The organism is Xanthomonas sp. BRIP62415 (genome assembly GCF_003993515.1).
Classification (GTDB): domain Bacteria; phylum Pseudomonadota; class Gammaproteobacteria; order Xanthomonadales; family Xanthomonadaceae; genus Xanthomonas; species Xanthomonas euroxanthea.
Genome location: NZ_QEZH01000037.1, coordinates 1 through 19,343 on the forward strand (window position 1 = coordinate 1; position 19,343 = coordinate 19,343).

13 protein-coding genes and 1 other RNA gene are annotated in these 19,343 nt (G+C 68.7%); 4 read left to right on the plus strand and 10 right to left on the minus strand.

The window, feature by feature from the left end; translation table 11 throughout:
• The first annotated feature begins 477 nt into the window (after positions 1-477).
• Positions 478-1,653: a benzoate/H(+) symporter BenE family transporter gene (locus tag EO141_RS19390; protein WP_127170016.1), complete on the plus strand. Its 1,176-nt coding sequence runs from the start codon at positions 478-480 to the stop codon at positions 1,651-1,653.
• A gap of 64 nt (positions 1,654-1,717) precedes the next feature.
• Positions 1,718-1,790, plus strand: a non-coding RNA gene (locus EO141_RS19395) — sX9 sRNA.
• A gap of 39 nt (positions 1,791-1,829) precedes the next feature.
• Here EO141_RS19395 and bphP read toward each other — a convergent pair.
• The 3 genes from bphP to EO141_RS19410 form a co-directional block, all read right to left on the minus strand.
• Complete coding sequence (gene bphP / locus EO141_RS19400; protein ID WP_127170017.1) at positions 1,830-3,731, minus strand: bacteriophytochrome BphP; 1,902 nt, start codon at positions 3,729-3,731, stop codon at positions 1,830-1,832.
• Positions 3,728-4,321: a biliverdin-producing heme oxygenase gene (locus EO141_RS19405; RefSeq protein WP_127170018.1), complete on the minus strand. Its 594-nt coding sequence runs from the start codon at positions 4,319-4,321 to the stop codon at positions 3,728-3,730. Before EO141_RS19405 ends, bphP begins: the two co-directional genes overlap by 4 nt.
• A gap of 99 nt (positions 4,322-4,420) precedes the next feature.
• Positions 4,421-5,686: a TCR/Tet family MFS transporter gene (locus EO141_RS19410; protein WP_115678165.1), complete on the minus strand. Its 1,266-nt coding sequence runs from the start codon at positions 5,684-5,686 to the stop codon at positions 4,421-4,423.
• Between the two features lie 183 nt (positions 5,687-5,869).
• Between EO141_RS19410 and EO141_RS21455 the strand changes: the two genes are divergently transcribed.
• Positions 5,870-6,148 (plus strand): hypothetical protein, encoded by a 279-nt coding sequence (locus EO141_RS21455; protein WP_164739330.1) that lies wholly within the window; start codon positions 5,870-5,872, stop codon positions 6,146-6,148.
• A 159-nt stretch (positions 6,149-6,307) separates the two neighbouring features.
• On the opposite strand, the gene EO141_RS19415 is transcribed toward EO141_RS21455, so the two are convergent.
• From EO141_RS19415 to EO141_RS19425, 3 genes are all read right to left on the minus strand, one after another.
• Positions 6,308-8,470 carry a lytic murein transglycosylase gene (locus EO141_RS19415; protein WP_127170019.1) on the minus strand — a complete coding sequence of 721 codons (2,163 nt, stop codon included), beginning with the start codon at positions 8,468-8,470 and terminating at the stop codon, positions 6,308-6,310.
• A 341-nt stretch (positions 8,471-8,811) separates the two neighbouring features.
• A complete protein-coding gene (locus EO141_RS19420; RefSeq protein ID WP_127170020.1) occupies positions 8,812-9,018 on the minus strand; it encodes a hypothetical protein in 207 nt (68 codons plus the stop codon).
• 160 nt (positions 9,019-9,178) lie between these two features.
• Positions 9,179-9,568: a YchJ family protein gene (locus EO141_RS19425; RefSeq protein WP_127170021.1), complete on the minus strand. Its 390-nt coding sequence runs from the start codon at positions 9,566-9,568 to the stop codon at positions 9,179-9,181.
• Between the two features lie 137 nt (positions 9,569-9,705).
• Here EO141_RS19425 and EO141_RS19430 point away from each other — a divergent pair, with 137 nt between their 5' ends.
• Positions 9,706-10,485 carry a TSUP family transporter gene (locus tag EO141_RS19430; RefSeq protein WP_180496819.1) on the plus strand — a complete coding sequence of 260 codons (780 nt, stop codon included), beginning with the start codon at positions 9,706-9,708 and terminating at the stop codon, positions 10,483-10,485.
• Here EO141_RS19430 and EO141_RS19435 read toward each other — a convergent pair.
• From EO141_RS19435 to EO141_RS19450, 4 genes are all read right to left on the minus strand, one after another.
• Positions 10,482-12,542, minus strand: coding sequence for a TonB-dependent siderophore receptor (locus tag EO141_RS19435; RefSeq protein WP_164739331.1), 2,061 nt, complete (start codon positions 12,540-12,542; stop codon positions 10,482-10,484). The genes EO141_RS19430 and EO141_RS19435 overlap by 4 nt on opposite strands.
• A 150-nt stretch (positions 12,543-12,692) precedes the next feature.
• On the minus strand, positions 12,693-16,754 hold the full coding sequence (locus tag EO141_RS19440; RefSeq protein ID WP_127170023.1) for an SbcC/MukB-like Walker B domain-containing protein: 4,062 nt from the start codon (positions 16,752-16,754) through the stop codon (positions 12,693-12,695).
• Positions 16,755-17,169: 415 nt separating this feature from the next.
• Positions 17,170-17,871: a DUF4194 domain-containing protein gene (locus EO141_RS19445; protein WP_104586045.1), complete on the minus strand. Its 702-nt coding sequence runs from the start codon at positions 17,869-17,871 to the stop codon at positions 17,170-17,172.
• Complete coding sequence (locus EO141_RS19450) at positions 17,858-19,327, minus strand: DUF3375 domain-containing protein (RefSeq protein ID WP_115678171.1); 1,470 nt, start codon at positions 19,325-19,327, stop codon at positions 17,858-17,860. The genes EO141_RS19445 and EO141_RS19450 overlap by 14 nt, the downstream gene beginning before the upstream one ends.
• Positions 19,328-19,343 lie beyond the last annotated feature (16 nt).

A 19,343-nucleotide genomic window follows, 5' to 3' on the forward strand; every position in this document is an offset into this window, starting at 1 on the left:
AGGCTTTTCATCTTCGTCAACCCCTCGTGAAGAGGAAGTTGCCGCCGCTGCACCTCAATCTGCCGAAGCATCTTTCCGTGTAGCGAGCCGCCCATCATAGCCGGCTTTTTCGTTTCGTCAACACCTTGTGATGTTTCCGATTCGCCCCGTTCGTTGTTGCGGTGCTTCGAGAAGCGCCGCCGTCCTGAGCGAGGCCGCGCAGTTTATCGAGACTGTGCAGAAGTGCAAGCACTTTTTGACACTGGCATGACAGGGACCTTGTTGCGCCCAAGCGCGGCCCTGGTTTCACGTGCCATGCGGTGTATCGGATCTGCTCCCTCTATCCGGGACATGGCACCGGATTGACGCGATTGAGCCGCGCGGCACTTTCCATGCAGGACGAAAAACACCGTCGATAGAGCAACCACGCAAGCTGCCGCGGTATCGATCATCGGCGCGCTCGGTGAAAATGCGGGCACCAGAGATAGAGAGCTCACGATGCCTCCTTCCCGCAGCCTGCTTCGCGATCTGTCCCTGCCTGCGATTGCCGCGGGCTTTGTCACGGTACTGGTGGGCTTTGCCAGTTCTGCGGTGATCGTGTTCGAGGCGGCACGTCACCTGGGGGCGGACCAGGCGCAGATCGCCTCGTGGATGTGGGCACTCGGGATCGGCATGGGTGTGACCTGCATCGGCCTGTCGCTGCGTTACCGGGTGCCGGTGGTGACGGCCTGGTCCACGCCGGGCGCAGCGATGTTGATCGGCAGTGCGGCCGGGGTGCCGTTGCGCGAGGCGATCGGGGCGTTTGTGGTGGCGGCGGTGCTTGGCATGCTGGCCGGCTTTTCGGGGTTATTTGAGAAGGCAATCCGGCGCATTCCGATCTCGCTGGCCTCGGGCATGCTGGCCGGGGTGTTGTTGCGCTTCGGGCTGGACCTGTTCGTGGCGATGCAGAGCCAGGCGTTGCTGGCACTGGCGATGCTGGCGGCCTATCTGGCCGGGCGGCGCTGGTTTGCGCGCTATGCGGTGATTGCGACCTTGCTGGTCGGCGTGGCGATTGCGGCCGGTAGCGGGTTGATGCAGTGGAAGACCGTGCAGCTTGAACTGGCCCACCCGGTGCTGGTGGTGCCGTCATTGTCGTGGGCGGCGTTGTTCGGGCTGGCGATTCCATTGTTCGTGGTCACCATGGCCTCGCAGAACGTGCCGGGCGTGGCGGTGATCCACGCCTCCGGCTATACGGTGCCGATCTCGCCGACGATCGGCTGGATCGGGGTGGTCAATACGCTGCTGGCGCCGTTCGGTGGCTATGCCTTGAACCTGGCGGCCATCACCGCGGCGATCTGCATGGGCCGCGAGGCGCACGAGGATCCGGCGCGGCGTTACACCGCTGCGGTAAGCGCGGGCGTGTTCTATGTGCTGATCGGCGTGTTCGGCGCGACCGTGGCGGCGGTGTTTGCGGCCTTCCCGCGCGAGCTGGTGATGGCGATCGCCGGGATTGCCCTGCTGGGCACGATCGGCAACAGCCTGGCGGCGGCCCTGCAGCAGGACAGCGAGCGCGAAGCGGCCTTGATCACCTTCCTGGTGACCGCATCGGGGCTGACGCTGGGCGGGATCGGCGCCTCGTTCTGGGGCCTGGTGGCCGGAACGGTCACCTTGTTGGTGTTGCGGCGGCGGGCTTAGCGCGCCTGTCAAAACACCTGCGCCCATCGCCGGGCGGGCACGGCCGGTGCGCGGAATCGGCAGGAGGTGCCGCGCGTACACGGCGTCCTGCGCGCCGTCCGCACCACCTGGCGACTGCTCGCCACGATTTGTCAGCTGCCGTCGGCAGCGGCAGACCATACCGCCGTCAGCCGCGCCTATTCGGGGTCGCGTAGCTGCAGCAGCCAGTGGGCAGTGACGCCGTTGGGGCTGGGCAGGGGTTCGAGATGGAACTGACGGTAGACCGGCGCGCTGTCCTGCGAGCGCAGCGGCAGGGTGACGTATGCGGCGCGGCCTTGGCGCAATGCCTCCTCGAGCAGTTCCACCTGGGGCGGGGCGGCGTCGCTGGCCAGCAGGGACAGGATGTCGCAGCCGATCAGGTCGGCCACTTCGGTCTGGCTGAGTTCCGCAAAGGCCGGGTTGACGAACATCAGCCGGTGCGCGGCCGTGGTGCCACGCTCGATGATGGCCACGCCATCGCGCAGGCGTGAGAGCGAGGCCTCGAGCAGGGTGAAATCCTGCTGGAAGCGCTTGCGCTCCATCAGTTCGATCAGCACGCGCAGGCTGCGCGCCGATTCCAGGTGCAGCGGCGACCAGCGCCGCGCGCGACCGCGCACGGTCTCCTGCCAGAGGTCGAAGCTCTTGCGTGGCGACAACCGTGAGTTGGGGATGTCCGCCAGCTTGGCCAGCTGTGGATTGCCGGCCCATTTGACCTGCTGCACCTGCTCGCGGCGGGTCCACAGCAAGGCGCTGCGGGATTGCGGCATCAGCGGCACGAAGATGAAGCCGGCGGCCAGCGGAGCAAGGTCGGCCAGCTCGGGGAACACCTCGCCGATTGCATCCACATGCAGCGCGCCGACCGCGTCTTCGCGCAGGGCGTCGTGGTGTTCGGATTCGATGTGGTCGCGGATGCGGCGCAACGCGGCCGCGTCCGGGGTGCTGCCATGCCGGCTGATCTCGCCGCCGTGGAAGATCGCCACCCCATCGGCGTCGACCACGTCCATCAGGTCCGGCGCCATGTCGGCGAGCATTTCCACGGTCATCTGGTCGGCGTCGTTGAAGTCGGTGATCAACTTCTCGCGCACGGTGAGCAGCACCGATTCCATGTGCGCGCGCGCCACCGCCTGCAATCCGCCGATACGCCCGGCCAGCGCGCGGGTCACCGCATCGGTGGCATCGCGCATGGCATGGCTGGTGAAGTGCGGGCTGTAGTGGTGGCAGGAGATCAGCCCCCATAGCGCATCGTTGACGACGATCGACGACACCAGCGTGGCGGTCACGCCCATGTTGGCCAGGTATTCCAGGTGCACCGGCGAGACGCTGCGCAGGCTGACATCGCTCAAATCCACCGGGGTGCCCAGACGCGGATGCAGCGTGGGCTCGATCGGCGAGGCCCGATAGCCGACATCGGCGATCTGGCGGACGCGGTTGCGCAGGTACAGCGCGCGCGCCTGGGCCGGGATGTCGGTGGCCGGGTAATGCAGGCCGAGATAGGCGTCCAGCTCGGGCTGGCGCGCTTCGGCGATGACGTCGCCGTTCCACTCTTCATCGAAGCGATACACCATCACCCGGTCGAAGCCGATCATGCTGCGCAGCCCCTTGGCGGCGCGCACGGCGGCTTCGGCGATGCCGGGATCGCGCTCGATACTGCGCAACAACGGCAGTGCTTCGCGCAGGGTGACATCCATCAGGCGTGCGTCGCGCGGCTCGATCTCGACCAGCCATTGCTCCGGATACAGATGCCAGGCGGCCACCCACGGGTGGTCGGTGGCGGCCGCGCGCAGGGGGAAGCGCACGTCGGCATGCAGCAGATGCTGCGCTTGGTCCTCGACCACGAACGGCTGCTCGCCGGGCAGTTCCAGCACCTGGGTGTAGGTCATGCCCAGCAGCTCGGCCAGCGGCACGCCGAGCAGGTCGGCGGCGGTGGTGCTGGCCTGCACGATGCGACCATCGGCCGGCTCGATCACCAGCAAAACGCCGTACGGCTGGATCAGGCCGGGGATATGGATCGGCTCACGCGCACAGACATCCATGTCCAGGGGTTCGGTAGGCTGATTCACGCGCGCGGCTCCGCTGCAAGACAGGTGTGGAAGTGGGCAAACATGCGCTGCGCACCGTCGATGGCGGCCTCGCACGCGGATGCAGTGTCCAGGCGTTGGTCGAGCACCGCCTGGAAACGGCGCCAGCCGGCCGGATCGTCGTTGGCCAGTTCGAAATACCGCAAGGCGTCGGCCAGCGCCGGCTGCTGCTTGCGCAAGATGCGCGCGATCATCCGCCCACCCAGTTGCGAGCCTTCGATGACGTAGAGCATGCCCCAGCGCGCGGCATCGCTGCCGGCGGCGGGCGCTGCGATGGCCGTCTGCGGTTGCTGACCCAGCGTGTGCAGGTCCTCGCGCAAGGCCGGTACGCGGCGGCGATACGGCCAGCCACTGCAGGTCAGGGTGCTGAGCCAGTCGCTCAATTGCACTTCGAAGCCGGCCAGCAAGGCATGGTGCCGGCGCAGGATCAGCGCGTACGCGGCGCGATCGACCTGCCCCTGCCCCAGCGCCTGCATCAGCGGAACCATTTCGACCAGGCGATGGGTGTCCTGCGTGGCATGGCGCAACGCGAGCGCGGCCGAGGGCGGAACAGCCAGGGTGTCAGGACACATAGGGAGTCGAAGCGGTGCTGCGGTACGGAGTGCATCAGCCTAGCAGCGACTGCGCAAATCAGATAAAGCGGGCGCGAGCACAAGCTGAATAGGTTGGCATCAGCCTTGGACGGCGGGGGCCACGCCGGCGCCCCGCCCTGCCCGCTTCCAGGCCATGACCCAGCCTGCGGCCAGCAGGAGACCCGCCAGCAACCACGGGGCGCCAGGCAGATGCAGCGGTGCGCCGCGGCCGATGAACCAGGCGAACACATTGGCAAACAGCAACGGACCGGCGATGCCGGCCAGGCTGACCAGGCTGGTCAGCGCGCCTTGCACGCGGCCCTGCGCATCGGCGCCGACTTCGCGGGTGATCAGGGCCTGCGCGGCCGGTGCGGCGATCGCCCAGAACGCGCTGATCGGCACGCCGACCAGGAACGCGGCGCCGCTGTCGGCCAGCCCGTAGATGACGAAACCGACCACCCCGCAGCCCAGGCCCAGCAGCAGCGCACGGCGTTCGCCCAGCCAACGCACCAGCCGGCCGACCAGCAGCGCATTGACGATGATGCTGCACACGCCGACGCCGGCCAGCACCCAGCTCACCTCGCGCGGGCCCCAGTGATACTGATACCCGGCGAACAGCACGAAGATGCTGGGATAGACGTAGTGCGCCAGGTTGGCCAGGAACACCACCGAGGCCAGGCCGAGTACCTGCGGATAACGGCGCAGCAACTTGAGCGCGCCCAGCGGGTTGGCATGGGACCAGTCCAGGCGTGGCGTGCGGCGTTCGGCAGGCAACGATTCGGGTAGTACGAACCAGCCATACAGCACGTTCAACAGCGCCAGCCCGGCGGCAAACCAGAACGGCCAGCGCAGGCCGATGCTGCCCAGCCAGCCACCGATCAACGGACCGGCGACAAACCCGATACCGAATGCCGCGCCAAGCATGCCGAACGCGCCGGCGCGTTTGTCGGCCGGGGTGACGTCGGCGATGTAGGCATTGGCGGTGGAGAAGCTGGCCGAGCACACCCCGGAGATCACCCGCGCCAGCAGCAGCATCGGCAGGGAATGGGCGACCGCCATCAGGATGAAATCCAGGCCCAGCCCCAGGCACGAGAGCAGGATCACCGGGCGGCGGCCGTAGCGGTCGGACAGGGTGCCCTGCAGCGGCGAGCAGACGAACTGGATGGCGGCGAACAGGAAACCGAACCAGCCGATCCAGCCGGCCGCGACGGCGTAGTCGCCCCCGGTGAACTGGCGCACCAGATCCGGCAGCACCGGAATGATCACGCCGAAGGACAGCACGTCGATCAGCACGGTGATGAAGATGAAGATCAGCGCGGCGCGGCGCCGGCCCGTGGCGGGAGCGGAATCGGCGGAGGGAGACATCGCGCAGCCCAGGGTAGCGAGGCGGGAAGTGTAGCTGCGGATGGAGATCGGTTGCCCCGGGGGGCACTGATGGAGTGCGGACCCAAGCGCCGCCTGGCGGCTGATGCTGAGTGCCTGGATGGCCGCTGGCCCTCATCCGCCCTTCGGGCACCTTCTCCCGCGAGCGGGAGAAGGAATGACGTGGTGCCGGTGATCGGTTATTCGACGCTGATGGTCTGGCCCAGCGTGTGGCTGGCGCCGGGGGCGAATTCGATCACGTCCGGGCCGGCATTGGCTGCTGCCAGGGCCGGCATCTTCTTCCGCGAGCGGGAGAAGGGGTGGCGTGGTGCCGGTGATCGGTTACTCGACGCTGATGGTCTGGCTCGGCGTGTGATGGCGCCGGGGGCGAATTCGATCACGTCCGGGCCGGCATTGGCTGCTGCCAGGGCCGGCATCTTCTTCCGCGAGCGGGAGAAGGAGTGACGTGGTGCCGGTGATCGGTTATTCGACGCTGATGGTCTGGCTCAGCGTGTGATGGCGCCGGGGGCGAATTCGATCACGTCCGGGCCAGCATTGGCTGCTGCCAGGGCCGGCATCTTCTCCCGCGAGCGGGAGAAGGAATGGCATGGTGCCGGTGATCGGTTACTCGACGCTGATGGTCTGGCCCAGCGTGTGGCTGGCGCCGGGGGCCAGTTCGATCACGTCCGGGCCGGCATTGGCCGCTTCCAGGCAGACGTAGTCGCGCCAGCCATCGCCCACGTCGGCCATCTTGGCGGCGGCCTCTTCGCCCGGGTTCCAGGCCACCAGCGAGCGGCTGCCCTGGGTGGCGATGACGATGCGGCGGCCGAGCACCGGGTCGGTCAGGGTGTAGCGGCCGCCGGCGTTGGTGTAGATGCGGTCGCTGCGGCCGGGGTCGCGCGGATCGCGCAGGCTCCAGTCGCCTTGCTGGCGGTGGGCGGTGGCGTAGTTCTCGTACTTGTCCAGGTAGTCCAGCCCGTCCAGGCCCTGCACGCTGACGGTGAGCGCGTCGCCGACCCGGAAATAGTTGTGCAGCGCCTGGGTGAAGCGCACCGGGGCCGGGCTGGTGTTTTCGGTGATCAGGCGTTGTTCGAGGGTGCGGCCGATGCGCAGGGTCATGCGCAGGCGCAGCGCCAGGTCATCGAAACTGGGCGGGGTCAGCGTGAGCACCAGCGTGCCGTCGTCCTCGCGCCGGCTCTCGGTGAGCTGCCAGGGCACGGTGCGCACGAAGCCGTGCGCGGGGACCTCGCCGGTCTGGTCCTGGCGGCCGAAGTATGGCCAGCACACCGGGGCGCCGCCGCGGATCGGGGTGGGCGGCTGCTTGGCGGTGGGCGACAGCCACATCACGTCCTGCCCGCCCTTGGGCACGAACGACAGCAGCTGGCCGCCGAACAGGCTGATGGCCGCGGTGGAGAACGGGGTGTCGATCAACAGCGAGGGGAAACCGTGGAAATCGCCTGTGCGCAGGCCGGTGAGGTCGGACATGGGAGGTGCCTTCTGGACGATGGGGGATTGGGCAAATGCGGGATACGCGGCCGGCAGCGTGAACGCGGTGGCGCGGACAGCAGCCGCGCCGGTCGCCGGCGGGACGGCGCGCAGGGCGGTGAGGATACGTTGGCCGGGGCGGCCGTCGGCCGGCTGCAGGCCCAGGCGGGTCTGTTCGACCTGGATGGCGCGCCGGCTGGCGGTGCCGATCATGCCGTCGGCCTCGCCGATCAGGTGGCCGCGGGCCAGCAGCAATTGCTGCAGTTCGCGCCGTTCGGGGCGGCCCAGGCCGGGGTCGTCGGTGGGCCAGGCGGCGACCAGGCCGGGGCCGCCGCGCAGGCGGTCGGCGAGCAAGGCGATCGACAGCGCGTAGCTTTCGGCGGCGTTGTAGGCGTAGATCGCGTCGTAGTTGCGGAACACCAGGAATGCCGGGCCGGTGGCGCCGGCCGGCAGCAACAGGGCGGCCGGGGCATCGGCGGGCAGGCCGCTCGGCGCCAGGGCCTTGCCGTCGCTGCCGAGCAGCCCTGCGTTCTGCCAGGCCTGCAGCGGCTGGCGCCGGGTGCGGCCGGCCTTGCTGGCGTCGAAGCCGGTCGGCAGGCGCACTTCCATGCCCCAGGGACGGGCGCGCTCCCAGCCGGCCTTGACCAGGTAGTTGGCGGTGGAGGCCAGCGCGTCGGGAATGCTGGCGACCAGGTCGCGGCGGCCGTCGCCGTCGCCATCCACCGCGATGCGGGCATAGGTCGAGGGCATGAACTGGGTCTGCCCGAAGGCACCGGCCCAGGAGCCGGTCAAGCCATCCGGCGACAGGTCGCCTTGCTGCAGCAGGCCGAGCAAGGCGAGAAATTCGCCACGGAAAAACGGCTGGCGGCGGCCGGCGCACGACAGCGTGGCAAGCGAGACCAGCAGCGGGCGCTTGCCGGTGACGCGGCCGTAGTCGCTCTCCACGCCCCAGACCGCCACGATGGTGGCCGGATCGACGCCGGTCCGTTCGGACAGACGCGTGAGCAGGTCGCGATGGGTGACCAGCATCGCCCGGCCGTCGGCCACACGCTGGCTGTCGACCAGGCTGGCGAGGTAGTCCCAGATCGGGGTGGTGAATTCGGGCTGGGCATCGAGCAGCGGCAACACGCTGGGATCGGGCGCCAGGCCGCCGGTGAAACGCTGGAAGTCGGCGGCCTGCACGCCCTTGGCGGCGGCCTGGGTCTGCAGGCCGGCCAGGCAGCGGTCGAACGCCGGATCGGCGCAGGCGATCAGCGGCAGCAGCGCCAACAGCGCGGGCAGGACGCGCCGGGACGGCGTCACGGCGCGGTGGCCGGCGTGTGGACGGAGGTCATGCGGTGGAGCGCTCCTGCGGCAAGTCGAGCCGAGGAGGATAGCCAACCTGGCTGGTTGCAGGCGTGCAGGCGTGCAGGTGGCAATTGTCGCGGTGTCGCCGCGTCAGCGTGCGCTGCGCTCGCTGGTGGCAACGTGCCGGGGTGAGGGTGCGGCGCATGCTTTCCAGGCCGAGGCGCGCCACCAAGCCGCTGGAATGACCGGATGAGGTGATGACCTTCCAGCGAGCGATGTCGCGTGCCGAGGCGAGATGCCGAACCGGCGCGCCTGGTGGATGCGCTGCGCCAGCCCAGCGGCGTCGATCGCCGCGCCTAGCTGCCGTCGCCGGTGATGCCGGTCAGCAGCGACAAGGCCGGGCTGGAGGGGCCGGCGTCGGACACACGACGGGCACGGGCCCTGCGCGGGGCGTCGTGGCGGGGACCGAACCAGATCAGTGCAGTGGCCAGGCAGGCCGGCAGCACGATCGCAAACACCACGATGGCCGCAAGCACCCACTGCCAGAGATTGAAGGTTGCCATGATCGTGTCTGCCCCGCGGCGCGCTCCGCCGAGGCGGCAAGCTTCCGGGATCGGCTGCGAACGTGGCGTCGACAAAGCATGCCGGTCCGTGCCGTTCGTCGGGCTGAACGGCTTCACGGCCTGCGGCCAGGGCGTAAGACGCATCCAGGCCTGCGCCTGCTCAGCGCGCGTCGAGGTAATACCACTGGCCGTCTTCGCGCACGAAGCGGCTGTGTTCGGTCATGCGCACCGCGCTGCCGCCGCCGACACGGTAGCGGGCCAGAAACGCCACCTCGGCCGTGTCGGCGCCGGTGACGAGGGCGCGTTGCACGGTCAGGCCAAGCCAGGTGGTGCGGCCGCCCTCGTCCAGCGACAACGCGGGTGGGCGCGTGGACGGATGCCAGCTGGCGAGCAGGTACGCCACATCACGGCGGACGTAGGCGCTGTAGCGCGCACGCATCAGGGTCTCGGCGTCGGGTGCGGCGGCGCCGGCGTGGTATTGCCCGCAGCACTGCGCGTAGGTGGCGGCGCGGCCGCAGGGACAGGGATCGGTGGGTGTGGAGGTCGGCATCGGGCGATTGTGCGGGAATTGGGAATTGGGAATTGGGAATTGGGAAGTGGAAGTGGAAGTGGAAGTAGGGAAGTGAGAAGTGGGGAACCGGGTTTCTGCGCGTTTATGCTGTCGCCCCCGTCGTGCGGAGCGCCGCCTTGCTGGACCTGATTCCCACCGAGTTGCCGTGGCTGCTGTGCATCGCCTTCGTCGCCGGGCTGGTGGATGCGGCGGTCGGCGGCGGTGGCTTGATCCAGCTGCCGGGATTGTTTGCGACCCTGCCGCAGCAGGCGCCGTCGCTGATTCTGGGCACCAACAAGTTCAGTGCGATGTTCGGCACCGCTGCATCGGCCTGGCGCTATGCGCGCAACGTGCGCTTTCCGTGGCGGCCGGTGCTGTACGCCACGGTGGCGGCGTTCACGTTCTCGTTTCTCGGCGCGACCGCAGTCAGCCTGATGCCCAGGCAGGCGGTGCGGCCGCTGATCCTGGCGCTGCTGATCGCGATGCTGATCTACACGCTGATCAAGAAGGACTTCGGTGCGCTGCATCGCCCACGCCAGATCGGCCGGCGCGAACTGGCAACTGCATTGGTGATGGGCGCGGCGATCGGGTTCTACGACGGGTTCTTCGGCCCCGGCACCGGCAGTTTCCTGATCTTCCTGTTCATCCGCTTTTTCGGGCTGGACTTTCTGCGCGCCTCGGCCGCGGCCAAGGTGGTGAACCTGGCCACCAACCTGGCGGCACTGTCGTTCTTCCTGCCCAGCGGCCAGGTGATGCTGGCGATCGGCATTCCGATGGCGGTGGCCAACGTGGCCGGTGCGGTCGCCGGCACACGGATGGCACTACGCGGTGGCACGCCGCTGATCCGCACCTTGTTCCTGGTGCTGGTGATCGTGCTGATCGGCAAGATGGGCTGGGATCTGCTGCACGGCGTTTAGAAATCCACGCTCAGCGTCGCCGACAAGGTGCGCGGCGCGCCTGGATAGTTGGTGGTCTGCGTCACCGGCTGCTCGATGTAGAACCGGTTGGCGACATTGCGCAGCATCAGCGCCAGTTGGTAACGGCCGCCAAAGCGGTACGCCGCCGACGCATCGAAACGCGTGTAGCCGGCAATGCGGTAACTGTTGGCGAGATTGCCTTCGCGCTCGCCCACATGCACCGCGCCGGCGCCCAGGGTCAGGCCATACAGCGGCCCGCTGGCGACGTGGTAGGTGCTCCATAGGCTGGCACTGACGCGCGGCACGCCGCGCAGGCGGTTGCTGACCGGGATGACGGTGTCGCGGGTGACCTGCGCGTCCAGATAGCCGGCGCCCAGGATCAGGCGCCAGTTCTGGGTGAGCTCGCCGGTGATGTCCAGCTCCAGCCCGCGCACGCGTTGCTGACCGGTGACCAGCACGAAGCCGCTGTTGTCCGGATCGTTGCTGGCGACGTTGTCCTTGGTGATCTGGAACGCGGCGGCGGTGGCAAGCACCCGGTTGTCCAACAGCGCGCCCTTCAGGCCGACCTCGTACTGGCGGCCGGTCTCCGGTGGCGCGCTGCCGCCGGAAAACAGCGTGGCGCTGCGCGGGCGAAACGAGGTGGAGGTGTTGGCGTACAGCGACAACTGCGGCGCCGCCTTCCACACCACCCCGATGCGCGGCGAGGCGCGTCGGCCGTCCTCGCGGGTGCGCGCGCCGTTGTCGATGGTGGTCTGCTGCACATCGTCCCAGCGCACGCCGGCCAGCACGTCCCAGCGCTCGCCGATGCTGATCTGGTCCTGCAGGTAAAGCGCGGCATAGCGCGCATCGACGTCGATGTCGCGGGCCGGCACATAGGTGCCCGGCAAGGCGCCCTGCACCGGAGTGCGCACGCTGATGCGGGCCAGCGGCGCGCGCGCTTCGTCGGTGTGGCGATGCGCATCGACGTACTCGGCACCGGCCAGCACCTGATGGCGCAGCGGGCCGGTGGCAAAACGCGCCAGCGCTTCGGTCTGCGAGGTCGTGGCGCGCACCTGCTGGTCCTGGCGCACGGCGCGGCGCTGCAAAAAGGCGCGGTCGGCGCTGAAGCCGGTGAAGTCGGCCACGTTGCGGCCGCTGTCGCCGTCCTGGTGATTGAGGATCTGGCGCAGCGTCAGCCAGTCGGTGGCGTCGTACTCGATGCGGCCGCGTGCCGTGGTCGCGCTGCCGTGATTGCGCGACCACGGCTCGCCGAAGCTGCGCTGTGCCGGCCCACGCACCACCCCGTCGATGGCGACCAGGCCGCGATCGCCCGGGCTGGTCTGGCGGGTGTATTCCAGATCCAGGTCGGCCCGCAGCTGCGCGGACGGCCGCCACGCCAACGAGGGCGAGACGAACACGCGATCGCCATCGGCCTGCGCGTGCCGGAAGCTGCCGGTCTCCTGCGCGGCGGCGCTGAGCCGTGCCGACACGGTCGGGCCCAGCGGGCCGGTGACGCTGGACTGCACGCGGCGCAGGCCGTGTTCGGCCACCTGCACCGATGCATTGCCGCCGAACACCGCGTCCGGGCGCAGCGTGACCAGATTGATCACCCCGCCGGGTTCGCCGCGCCCGTACAGCACCGCCGCCGGGCCCTTGAGCACTTCCACCTGGGCGACATTGGCCAGATCGCGCACGGTCTCGGTGAAGTTCTGCGCCGGGTTGAGCAGGATGCCGTCGACCGCATACGAAGACGCCTCGAAACCGCGGATGACGAAGGTTTCCGAGCGATTGCCCTGGGTGCCGCCGGGCTGCACGTTGGAGACATTGGCCACCACATCCACCAGCCGGGTGAGTTGCTGTTCGTCGATCACCGAGCGCGGCACCACCTGGATCGCCTGCGGAATGCGCTCCACCGGCGTCTGCGTGCGGGTGGCGCCGGCGGCCTTTTCCGGCCGGTACAGGGCGCGCTTTTCGCTGACCACGATGGCATCGAGCAGGCTGGCCTCCTGGGCGGAGGCCGGCAATGCAGCAAACAGGGACACGAACAACAAATGGCGAGGCGCAGGCAGTGGGGTCATCGGGATCTTCAGCGGGGCGATGCGCACATTGGCGAGCACATCCGGACCGTTAATGATAACGATTCTTATCTGCATGTGCCGTCTTGCGATGCGCCTGCCCCGCGACGCCTGCGACCGCAGTGCGGCGACGCAGGCATCCAGGTGTTGCGCTCAGCGTTTTCCGCGCGGCTTGCCTGCAGACCCGCGCGTTGGCGCAGGGCGCGCCTTGGCCACTGCCGTTTTGGCTGGCGCGGGCCTGGCGGCGCCGCGCGCCGCGGTTGCCTTGGTTGCACCACGCAGCCCCGTGCTGGCGCGTTTGCTCGCTACCGCGGGCCTCGAAGCAGGCGTCTTCGGCGCTGCCGTGGGCGTCGCGGTTTTCCCAGGCTTGGTGGTCGGCTGGACGGACGTGCTCGTGCGCCGGGAGGCCGCCCTGGTGGTTGCCGGCGTCTTGGCGGCTTTGGTCGGGGTTGCCGGCTTGCGCGGCGTGCTCGCGGCAGGCGAGGCACGCCGGGCTGATGCAGGTTTGGCTGATGCAGGTTTGGCTGAGGCGGCCTTGGCCGCTGCGGTCTTTGCAGATGCCGACCGGGGTGATCCCGCACGTTCGCTGGACGCCACAGTTTTCGAAGACGTCGGCGCGGCTTGCACCGCCGGCGCCGATGCCGGCGTGACCTTGCTGGCGCGTTTGCTCGCCTTGGCGGCCAGGTCGTCCTGCGCAGGGGCTTCCTGAAGTGGCACACCCGCATCGCCAGAATCCGCACCGGAGCCGCCCACCTGCGCCTGGCCCTGCGTCGCATGCGCTGCATCCTCGCGCTGCGTAACGCTTGCAGCCTGCTCCTCGCTTGCAGGACCAGCCTCGTCCCCACGCGAGCGCTCGGGCAACTGGAGTCGCTGCGCCTGCGCGTCGTATTCGATCAACAGCACGCCGGAGTTGTGCCGGCCACTGATCTCCACGAAGCAAGCACCGCCGATAAAGGGCTCCAGCGTCATCACCGATTTCAGCGGTGTGGCCACCACCATCTGGAACCCGAAGTTCTCGAAGATGTTCATTGCCAGCGCAGTGAATTCGTTGTCGGCCTTGTCGAAGGCCTCGTCCAGCACCACGGCGCAGTAGCGCGGCAGCTCGCCGTCTTCGCCACCGAGCTGGTAGCGCAACGCAGCGGCCAGGCAGGTGGTTGCCAGCTTCTGGCGTTGACCGCCGGATTTGCCGGCGCCGCTGCGGTAGATCTCCACCTGCGCGCGGGTCTGTGCGTCCAGTTCGACACCGATGAATTCCACATGCAGGCGCACGTCCAGCACCTGCTCGCGCCAGCGGCGTGCGTCCGGTTCCTGCGCGCCCAGGCGTGCCACCAATGCGCGCAAGGTGGAAAACTGCGCTTCGGCCAGTGCGCGGTCTTCGGTCTGTTGATGCGACAGCACCGCACGCAGCTGTTGCTGGAAGTCCTGCACTTCGCTCAGGCGACGGTCGCTGACCTCGATGGTCAGCAGCGTGCCGCGATTGAACGGCACCTGCTCCAGGCTGGCGTTGACCTCGTCCATGCGCTGCTTGATGCCCTTGTGGGCCTCGGCGGTGTGGCGCTGCAGGGCGAGCAGATTGTTCTTGCTCTGGGTCTGCAGCAGGTCGAAGAAGCGGTGCTCGTGGCGCGGCAGGCCATCGCTTTCCAGCCGGTCCAGCCGCGCGAGGAAATCGTCGGCACTGGCCAGGCTCACGGTGAAATCGCCGCTGTCTTCCGGCCACTGCTGGCAGTACTTGCGGAAGCAATCGAGCAGCTGCGCGCTGAGCCGGCTGTCGCGGCCCTGGCTCTCGGCCAGTTGCTCGGCCAGGCCACGCTCGACCACCCGGAAATGCGCTTCCAGGTTGTCCAGCGACAGCGGGGCCAGCGCCGCCAGGCGTTCGCGCAGGCCCTGCAGCTGGGTGGGCGTGAGCGCGGCGGTGCCGGCACGGCTGGCGCAGGCGGCGTGCTGCTGTTCGAGCCGGACCCGCTCGCGCGCCAGCTGCGCGCGCTCCAGCCGCACGTCCTCGTAGGTGCGCTTGGCCTGGTCGCGCAGGGTGCGTGCGGTCTCGATCGCCTGGCCGAGTGCGCGCAGGCCGCTGTTGCCTTCGCGCAGCTGCTGCAGCTGTTCGTCGATATCGCTCAGGCGCTGCAGCTTGGGGCCGACATCGATCTCGTCCCAGTCGCGCTCCACCAGCGTGTGCGCGGCCAGCTGCCGTTCCTGGTCCTGCTCGCGTTGCCTGCGCAGCGCGGCCACGTCGGCATCGCAACCGGCGATGCGCTGGGCCAGCGTCTGCGCTTCGCGCTCGAACACCTTGAGCTTGTCGCGGTTGTCGTGACCCAGCAACCAGCGCTTGCGGTCGTTGACCGCGTGGCGGTCGTCCTTCTCATAGCGATCGCCCGGATGCTTGACCTGCCCTTCGCGAGTGATGGCGCGGTCGGCATTGCGCAACGCGGCGGCGTTGTCGACGCATTCGTAGTCGAAGCGGCGCATCAGCTCGTTGCGCAGCCACTCGGTGAAGGCATGCTCGCGCAGCTGCAGCTTGCCAGGCAATGCACGTGCATCCGGCGCGCGCACATGCAGCGCATCGTTGCGACGCACCCGGAAGTACACCAAGCGCGTGCCGATGTGGGTGCGGTTGACCCACTCGCTGACCTGCGCGTAATGCCGGTCATCCACCAGCAGCGACTGCGCGAAACCGCTCAGCACGCGCTCGATCGCACCGCGCCAGGCTGCCTGATCCTCGCGCACCTGCACCAGTTCGCCGACGAACGGCAGCGCGGCTTCGGCAATACCGGTGTCCTCGCACAGGCGCGCCCGCAAGGCCTGCATCGGTGCCGGCATGCTCGACGGCGCGCGCTTCAACGCCTCCAGTTCGGCGCGGATCTCGGCAAAGCGCCGCTCGTCGTCGCGGCGCGCACCCATGCGCTCGGCAATCGCCTCGTCCAGCGCGCTGGCGTCGTGCTTGCCGTTCTCGAGCACGGTCTGGGCATGCTCTACCTGGGCGGCAAAGCCGCTGGCGCCTGCGGCCAGGGCCGTGCCGAGCTGGCGGCAGGCCTGCTCGATCTGCGCGCGCCGCCGCAGACGCTCGTCGCGCTCGCGTTCGACCCGTGCGCGCTCGCGCTCCAGTTCCTCGATCTGCTCGCCACCGGCGGCGCGTTGTTCGCGTTCCAGCCCGGCCAGCTTCTGTTCGTGATTGTCCAGCGATTCGCGCCGCTGGCCTTCCTCGCCGGCTAATCCGCGGTCCTGGCTGTCGAGCTCCTGCAGGCGCGTCTCCAGCAAGGCCAGACGCTGCTGTTCGCGATAGCTGTCCACACCCAGCTGCAGCTCGCGCAGCTCGCCGACGCTGTGGCGCAAGGCCATCAGCGCCGCATGGTGTTCGCGTGCCGGGCTCAGCGTTTCCACCTGGCGCCGTGCGGTGACCACCGCATGATGGGCGCCATCGAGTTCGGCGAAGTCTTCCACTAGCCGGTCGGCGGCCTCGAACGTGCGCGGCTCGTCCAGCATGAAGCCGCGCAGGAACACGTTGAGATCGCCCAGGTTCTTGGCCGATTGGGTCTTGTGCAGCAACCGCAACGCCATCTCGTTGCCGATGCCCAGCACATGCCGGAAACGCTCCGCGTAGCCGGCGAAGCCGTCGAAATGCGCAACCTCCTCGCCCAGACGCGCCTTGAGCTTGCGCAGGTCCAGGTCGAAGCCATCCAGCTCGCTGGCCACATCGAAGCTGCGCGGCGCCACCATGTAATGACGGCGCACATCGGCCGCGGCATTGCCGCTGCCGGCGATCCAGAACAGGCGAATCAGGCTGACCGTCTCGCCATGCGCGTTGCGGTACTCCAGCACCAGCGCAGACCAGGTGGCGCCCTTGCGCAGGTACTGGGTGGCGATTTCGCCCGAGGCGCTGTCCTGCTGATCGGCCCAGGCACCACGCACATACGACACCAGGCTGCGATCGCGCCCACTGCGCTCGGCCTCGCGTGCGGCGGCGTTGAAGTCGACGATGCTGGGCGGGGTCAGCAGTGCCGACATCGCATCCAGCAGGGTCGACTTGCCCGACCCGGAACGCCCGACGAACAGGAAGCCCTTCTCGGCGATCGGTACCTCGGTCAAGCCATTGAACGTGCCCCAGTTGTGCACCTGCAAGCGCCGCATGCGGAACTGCTGCGCGCGCTGCTCGGCAAGCGAATCAGTGAACAGGGACGCGCCCGGCTGCGCCGGCGACAGGTTGGACTGGGAATTCATGGCTCACTCACCAAAACGGGATGACGGGTAACGCTGAAGACGAATCACATCACGCATGTTTGAAGCGGGGTGTTGCTGGACAAGCATGGACTGCGGCGGCTGACGGTGATCGGGTACGTCCCTTCGCGGCCTGGCCGCTCCTACGCGGCGCGGTGATCTGGATGGACACGGATGCGTGACGAGAGCGGGTGCTGACCGATGCGCGGGAAGCTGATGGCTCCGTGCCGCCCATGAAGAAAGTCACTTGCGCTGGACGGGGCGTGAGAGCTGACTTTCATCGCGCCATGCATGACGCACGGCTACACACACACTCCAGAAGTCACATCCAGGCATCGCGATCGGCCGTCCCCTCATCCGCCCTTCGGGCACCTTCTCCCGGCGGGAGAAGCGATGGCCGTGCGGGGTGCAGACGCCATCACTCCAACGCAACCTCCCCCTCTCGCAACTCCCGATACGCCACCACCAGGGCCTGCACGTCCTCGGCCGAGAACAACAGCTTCAGCACCGGCGAAACCTCGTAGCGCTCCTCGCTGCCGCGCAGGCGCGACAGCAACTGGTTGTCGCGCATCTTGCCGATCGCCGTCATCACCCGTCGCGCGAATCCCGCGCGGTCGGTGGACACGTTCTTCTCGTAGACCGACAAGGCCTCCACCAGCTGTGCCTCGTCCACCACTGCACGCTCGCCACGCGTATCGGCCTCGGCCAGTTGCTGGCGCAGGAACAGCAGCAGCACCGACTCGATAAAGGTCAGCGGCGCGCTGCGCAGCAGGGTCGGCGATTCCAGCTCGGCGGTATCGGCCTGGCGGGTGAAGGCCACCCCGCCCTCGCGGTCCAGCACCAGTTCCAGGAACAGCTCGCACAACACCTGGCGGATCGGCGCTTCGTTGCGCAACAGCGCAGGCCACAACGCACCGTGGCGTTGCGCGTCGATGCTGGGGCCGGCCAGCAGCTGGCACAGCGCGCGCCGCGCGTCGAACGGCAGCGTGCCGGTGTCGCCCAGGAACAGCTCGCCTTGCGGCTGTGCAGGCGCTGTCTCCGTCAGCGGCGTGCGGCCGGCATCGGCCGACGCGCCCGTGTCCTCGTCCGCATCCAGGCGGGTGTCCTCAGACCAGTTCATTGCGTTTCTCCCGGGTGAACCACACCAGCGGAATGCGTGCGCGCCGCAGCGCGCCGTCGCCGCCTTCCCATTGCACCGTTTCCATCTGTCCGTCGATCACCACGCCGTGGCGGGTGCCCAGCGACAGGTAGCCGATCACGCTGCCCAGGCCCTGCACGGCCGGGCGCTGCTGCAGCGCATCGCCGATGGTCAGGCGCGGGCGTTGACCGAGCAGCTCGTGCAGATCGCGGCGCAGGCTGCGCACGTCGATCTCCGATTGCGCGACCAGGTCGCCCACGCTGTCGAGCGAGATGTCCGCCGCATCGGCGGCCTGCACGCGGCCATCGACCTGGGTCAGGCGCGGGTCGTGCAGGCGCCATTGCGACAGCGACCGCAGGCGGGCAGCGCTCAACGCCTGCGTGTAGCCGGTGGCGGCGGTGGCGTGCAGGCTGTCGCGCAGCTGCAGGGCTTCGCCCTGCGCCTGTCTGAGCAATTGATTGAGCCGGCGCTGTTCCAGATAGCCGCGGCTCTGCACGAAACCGCGCAGGCTGCGCGCGAAGTGCTGCATCACCGTGTGCACCTCGCCGCCGCGCTCCAGCAGCGTGCCGGTCAAGCCGCGCAGGAAGGCGCGCTCGCGCCGGTCCAGCTTGCGGGCGAAGCCGCGTGCCAGCAGCGCATCCAGCGCCTGATCGAGCTGGCTGCTTTGCTGGGTGTCGTTGAGCAGGCTCCAGAACGCCTCGAAGGTGCGCCCGGCCTCGCTCTCGGCGATCACGTCCACGCCGTTGAACAGCTGCTCCAGCACATCGCCGCGCGCGCCTTCGTCGTCGATGATGCGCTCGCGGAACTGGCGGTTGAGCTGTTCGAAATCGTCGCGGACGCGATGGAAATCCTCGGCCAGCTCGTCGGACAGATGGATCAGGTCGCGGGCGCGCTCTAGCGCGCGCTTGCCGTCGAGTGCGGCCACGCGGCCCGACGCCACGCGTTCGATCTCGGCATCGATGCGCGCACGTTCGTCGCGCAGGGCGGCCAGGCGCAGCTCCGGATCGGCTTCGGTCTGCCCAGCCAGCTGCACCAGCTGCTGGATCACCAGCGACAGGCGGCTTTCGGTGGCGCTGCTGCTGCTCTCGCGCAGGCCGACGATGAAGCGGATGGCCTGGGTGGCCGCGCGCGACAGCTCGTATTCTTCTTCGGCTGCGCCTTCGGGCAGGCGGCGTTCCAGCCAGCCCTGTGCCAGCCAATGCGCCAGATAGGCCTGCGCGGTGCGCGGCAACTCGCGCGAGAGTTCGTCGGCGCGCAGCACGTCGAGCTGGCGCTGCAGGCGCTCGTGCAGCACGCCCGCGGGCAGGCGGCGTTCGCCGTCCAGCAACACCGTCTGCAGCAGGCCGATCAGCTCCGGCGCGTGGTCGGCGGCCAGCAGTTTCCACACCGGCTGCTCGCGCAATTGGCGATAGCCGGCGATACGTGCCTGGTGCTTCATGGCGACGGCAACGGCT

Coding starts and splice junctions, on each gene's coding strand:
- EO141_RS19445 (WP_104586045.1), bottom strand. CDS start 17,871: ATGAACTGGTCTGAGGACACCCGCCTGGATGCGGACGAGGACACGGGC.
- EO141_RS19425 (WP_127170021.1), bottom strand. CDS start 9,568: ATGCCGACCTCCACACCCACCGATCCCTGTCCCTGCGGCCGCGCCGCC.
- EO141_RS19435 (WP_164739331.1), bottom strand. CDS start 12,542: ATGACCCCACTGCCTGCGCCTCGCCATTTGTTGTTCGTGTCCCTGTTT.
- EO141_RS19440 (WP_127170023.1), bottom strand. CDS start 16,754: ATGAATTCCCAGTCCAACCTGTCGCCGGCGCAGCCGGGCGCGTCCCTG.
- EO141_RS19390 (WP_127170016.1), top strand. CDS start 478: ATGCCTCCTTCCCGCAGCCTGCTTCGCGATCTGTCCCTGCCTGCGATT.
- EO141_RS19410 (WP_115678165.1), bottom strand. CDS start 5,686: ATGTCTCCCTCCGCCGATTCCGCTCCCGCCACGGGCCGGCGCCGCGCC.
- EO141_RS19450 (WP_115678171.1), bottom strand. CDS start 19,327: ATGAAGCACCAGGCACGTATCGCCGGCTATCGCCAATTGCGCGAGCAG.
- EO141_RS19405 (WP_127170018.1), bottom strand. CDS start 4,321: ATGTGTCCTGACACCCTGGCTGTTCCGCCCTCGGCCGCGCTCGCGTTG.
- EO141_RS19420 (WP_127170020.1), bottom strand. CDS start 9,018: ATGGCAACCTTCAATCTCTGGCAGTGGGTGCTTGCGGCCATCGTGGTG.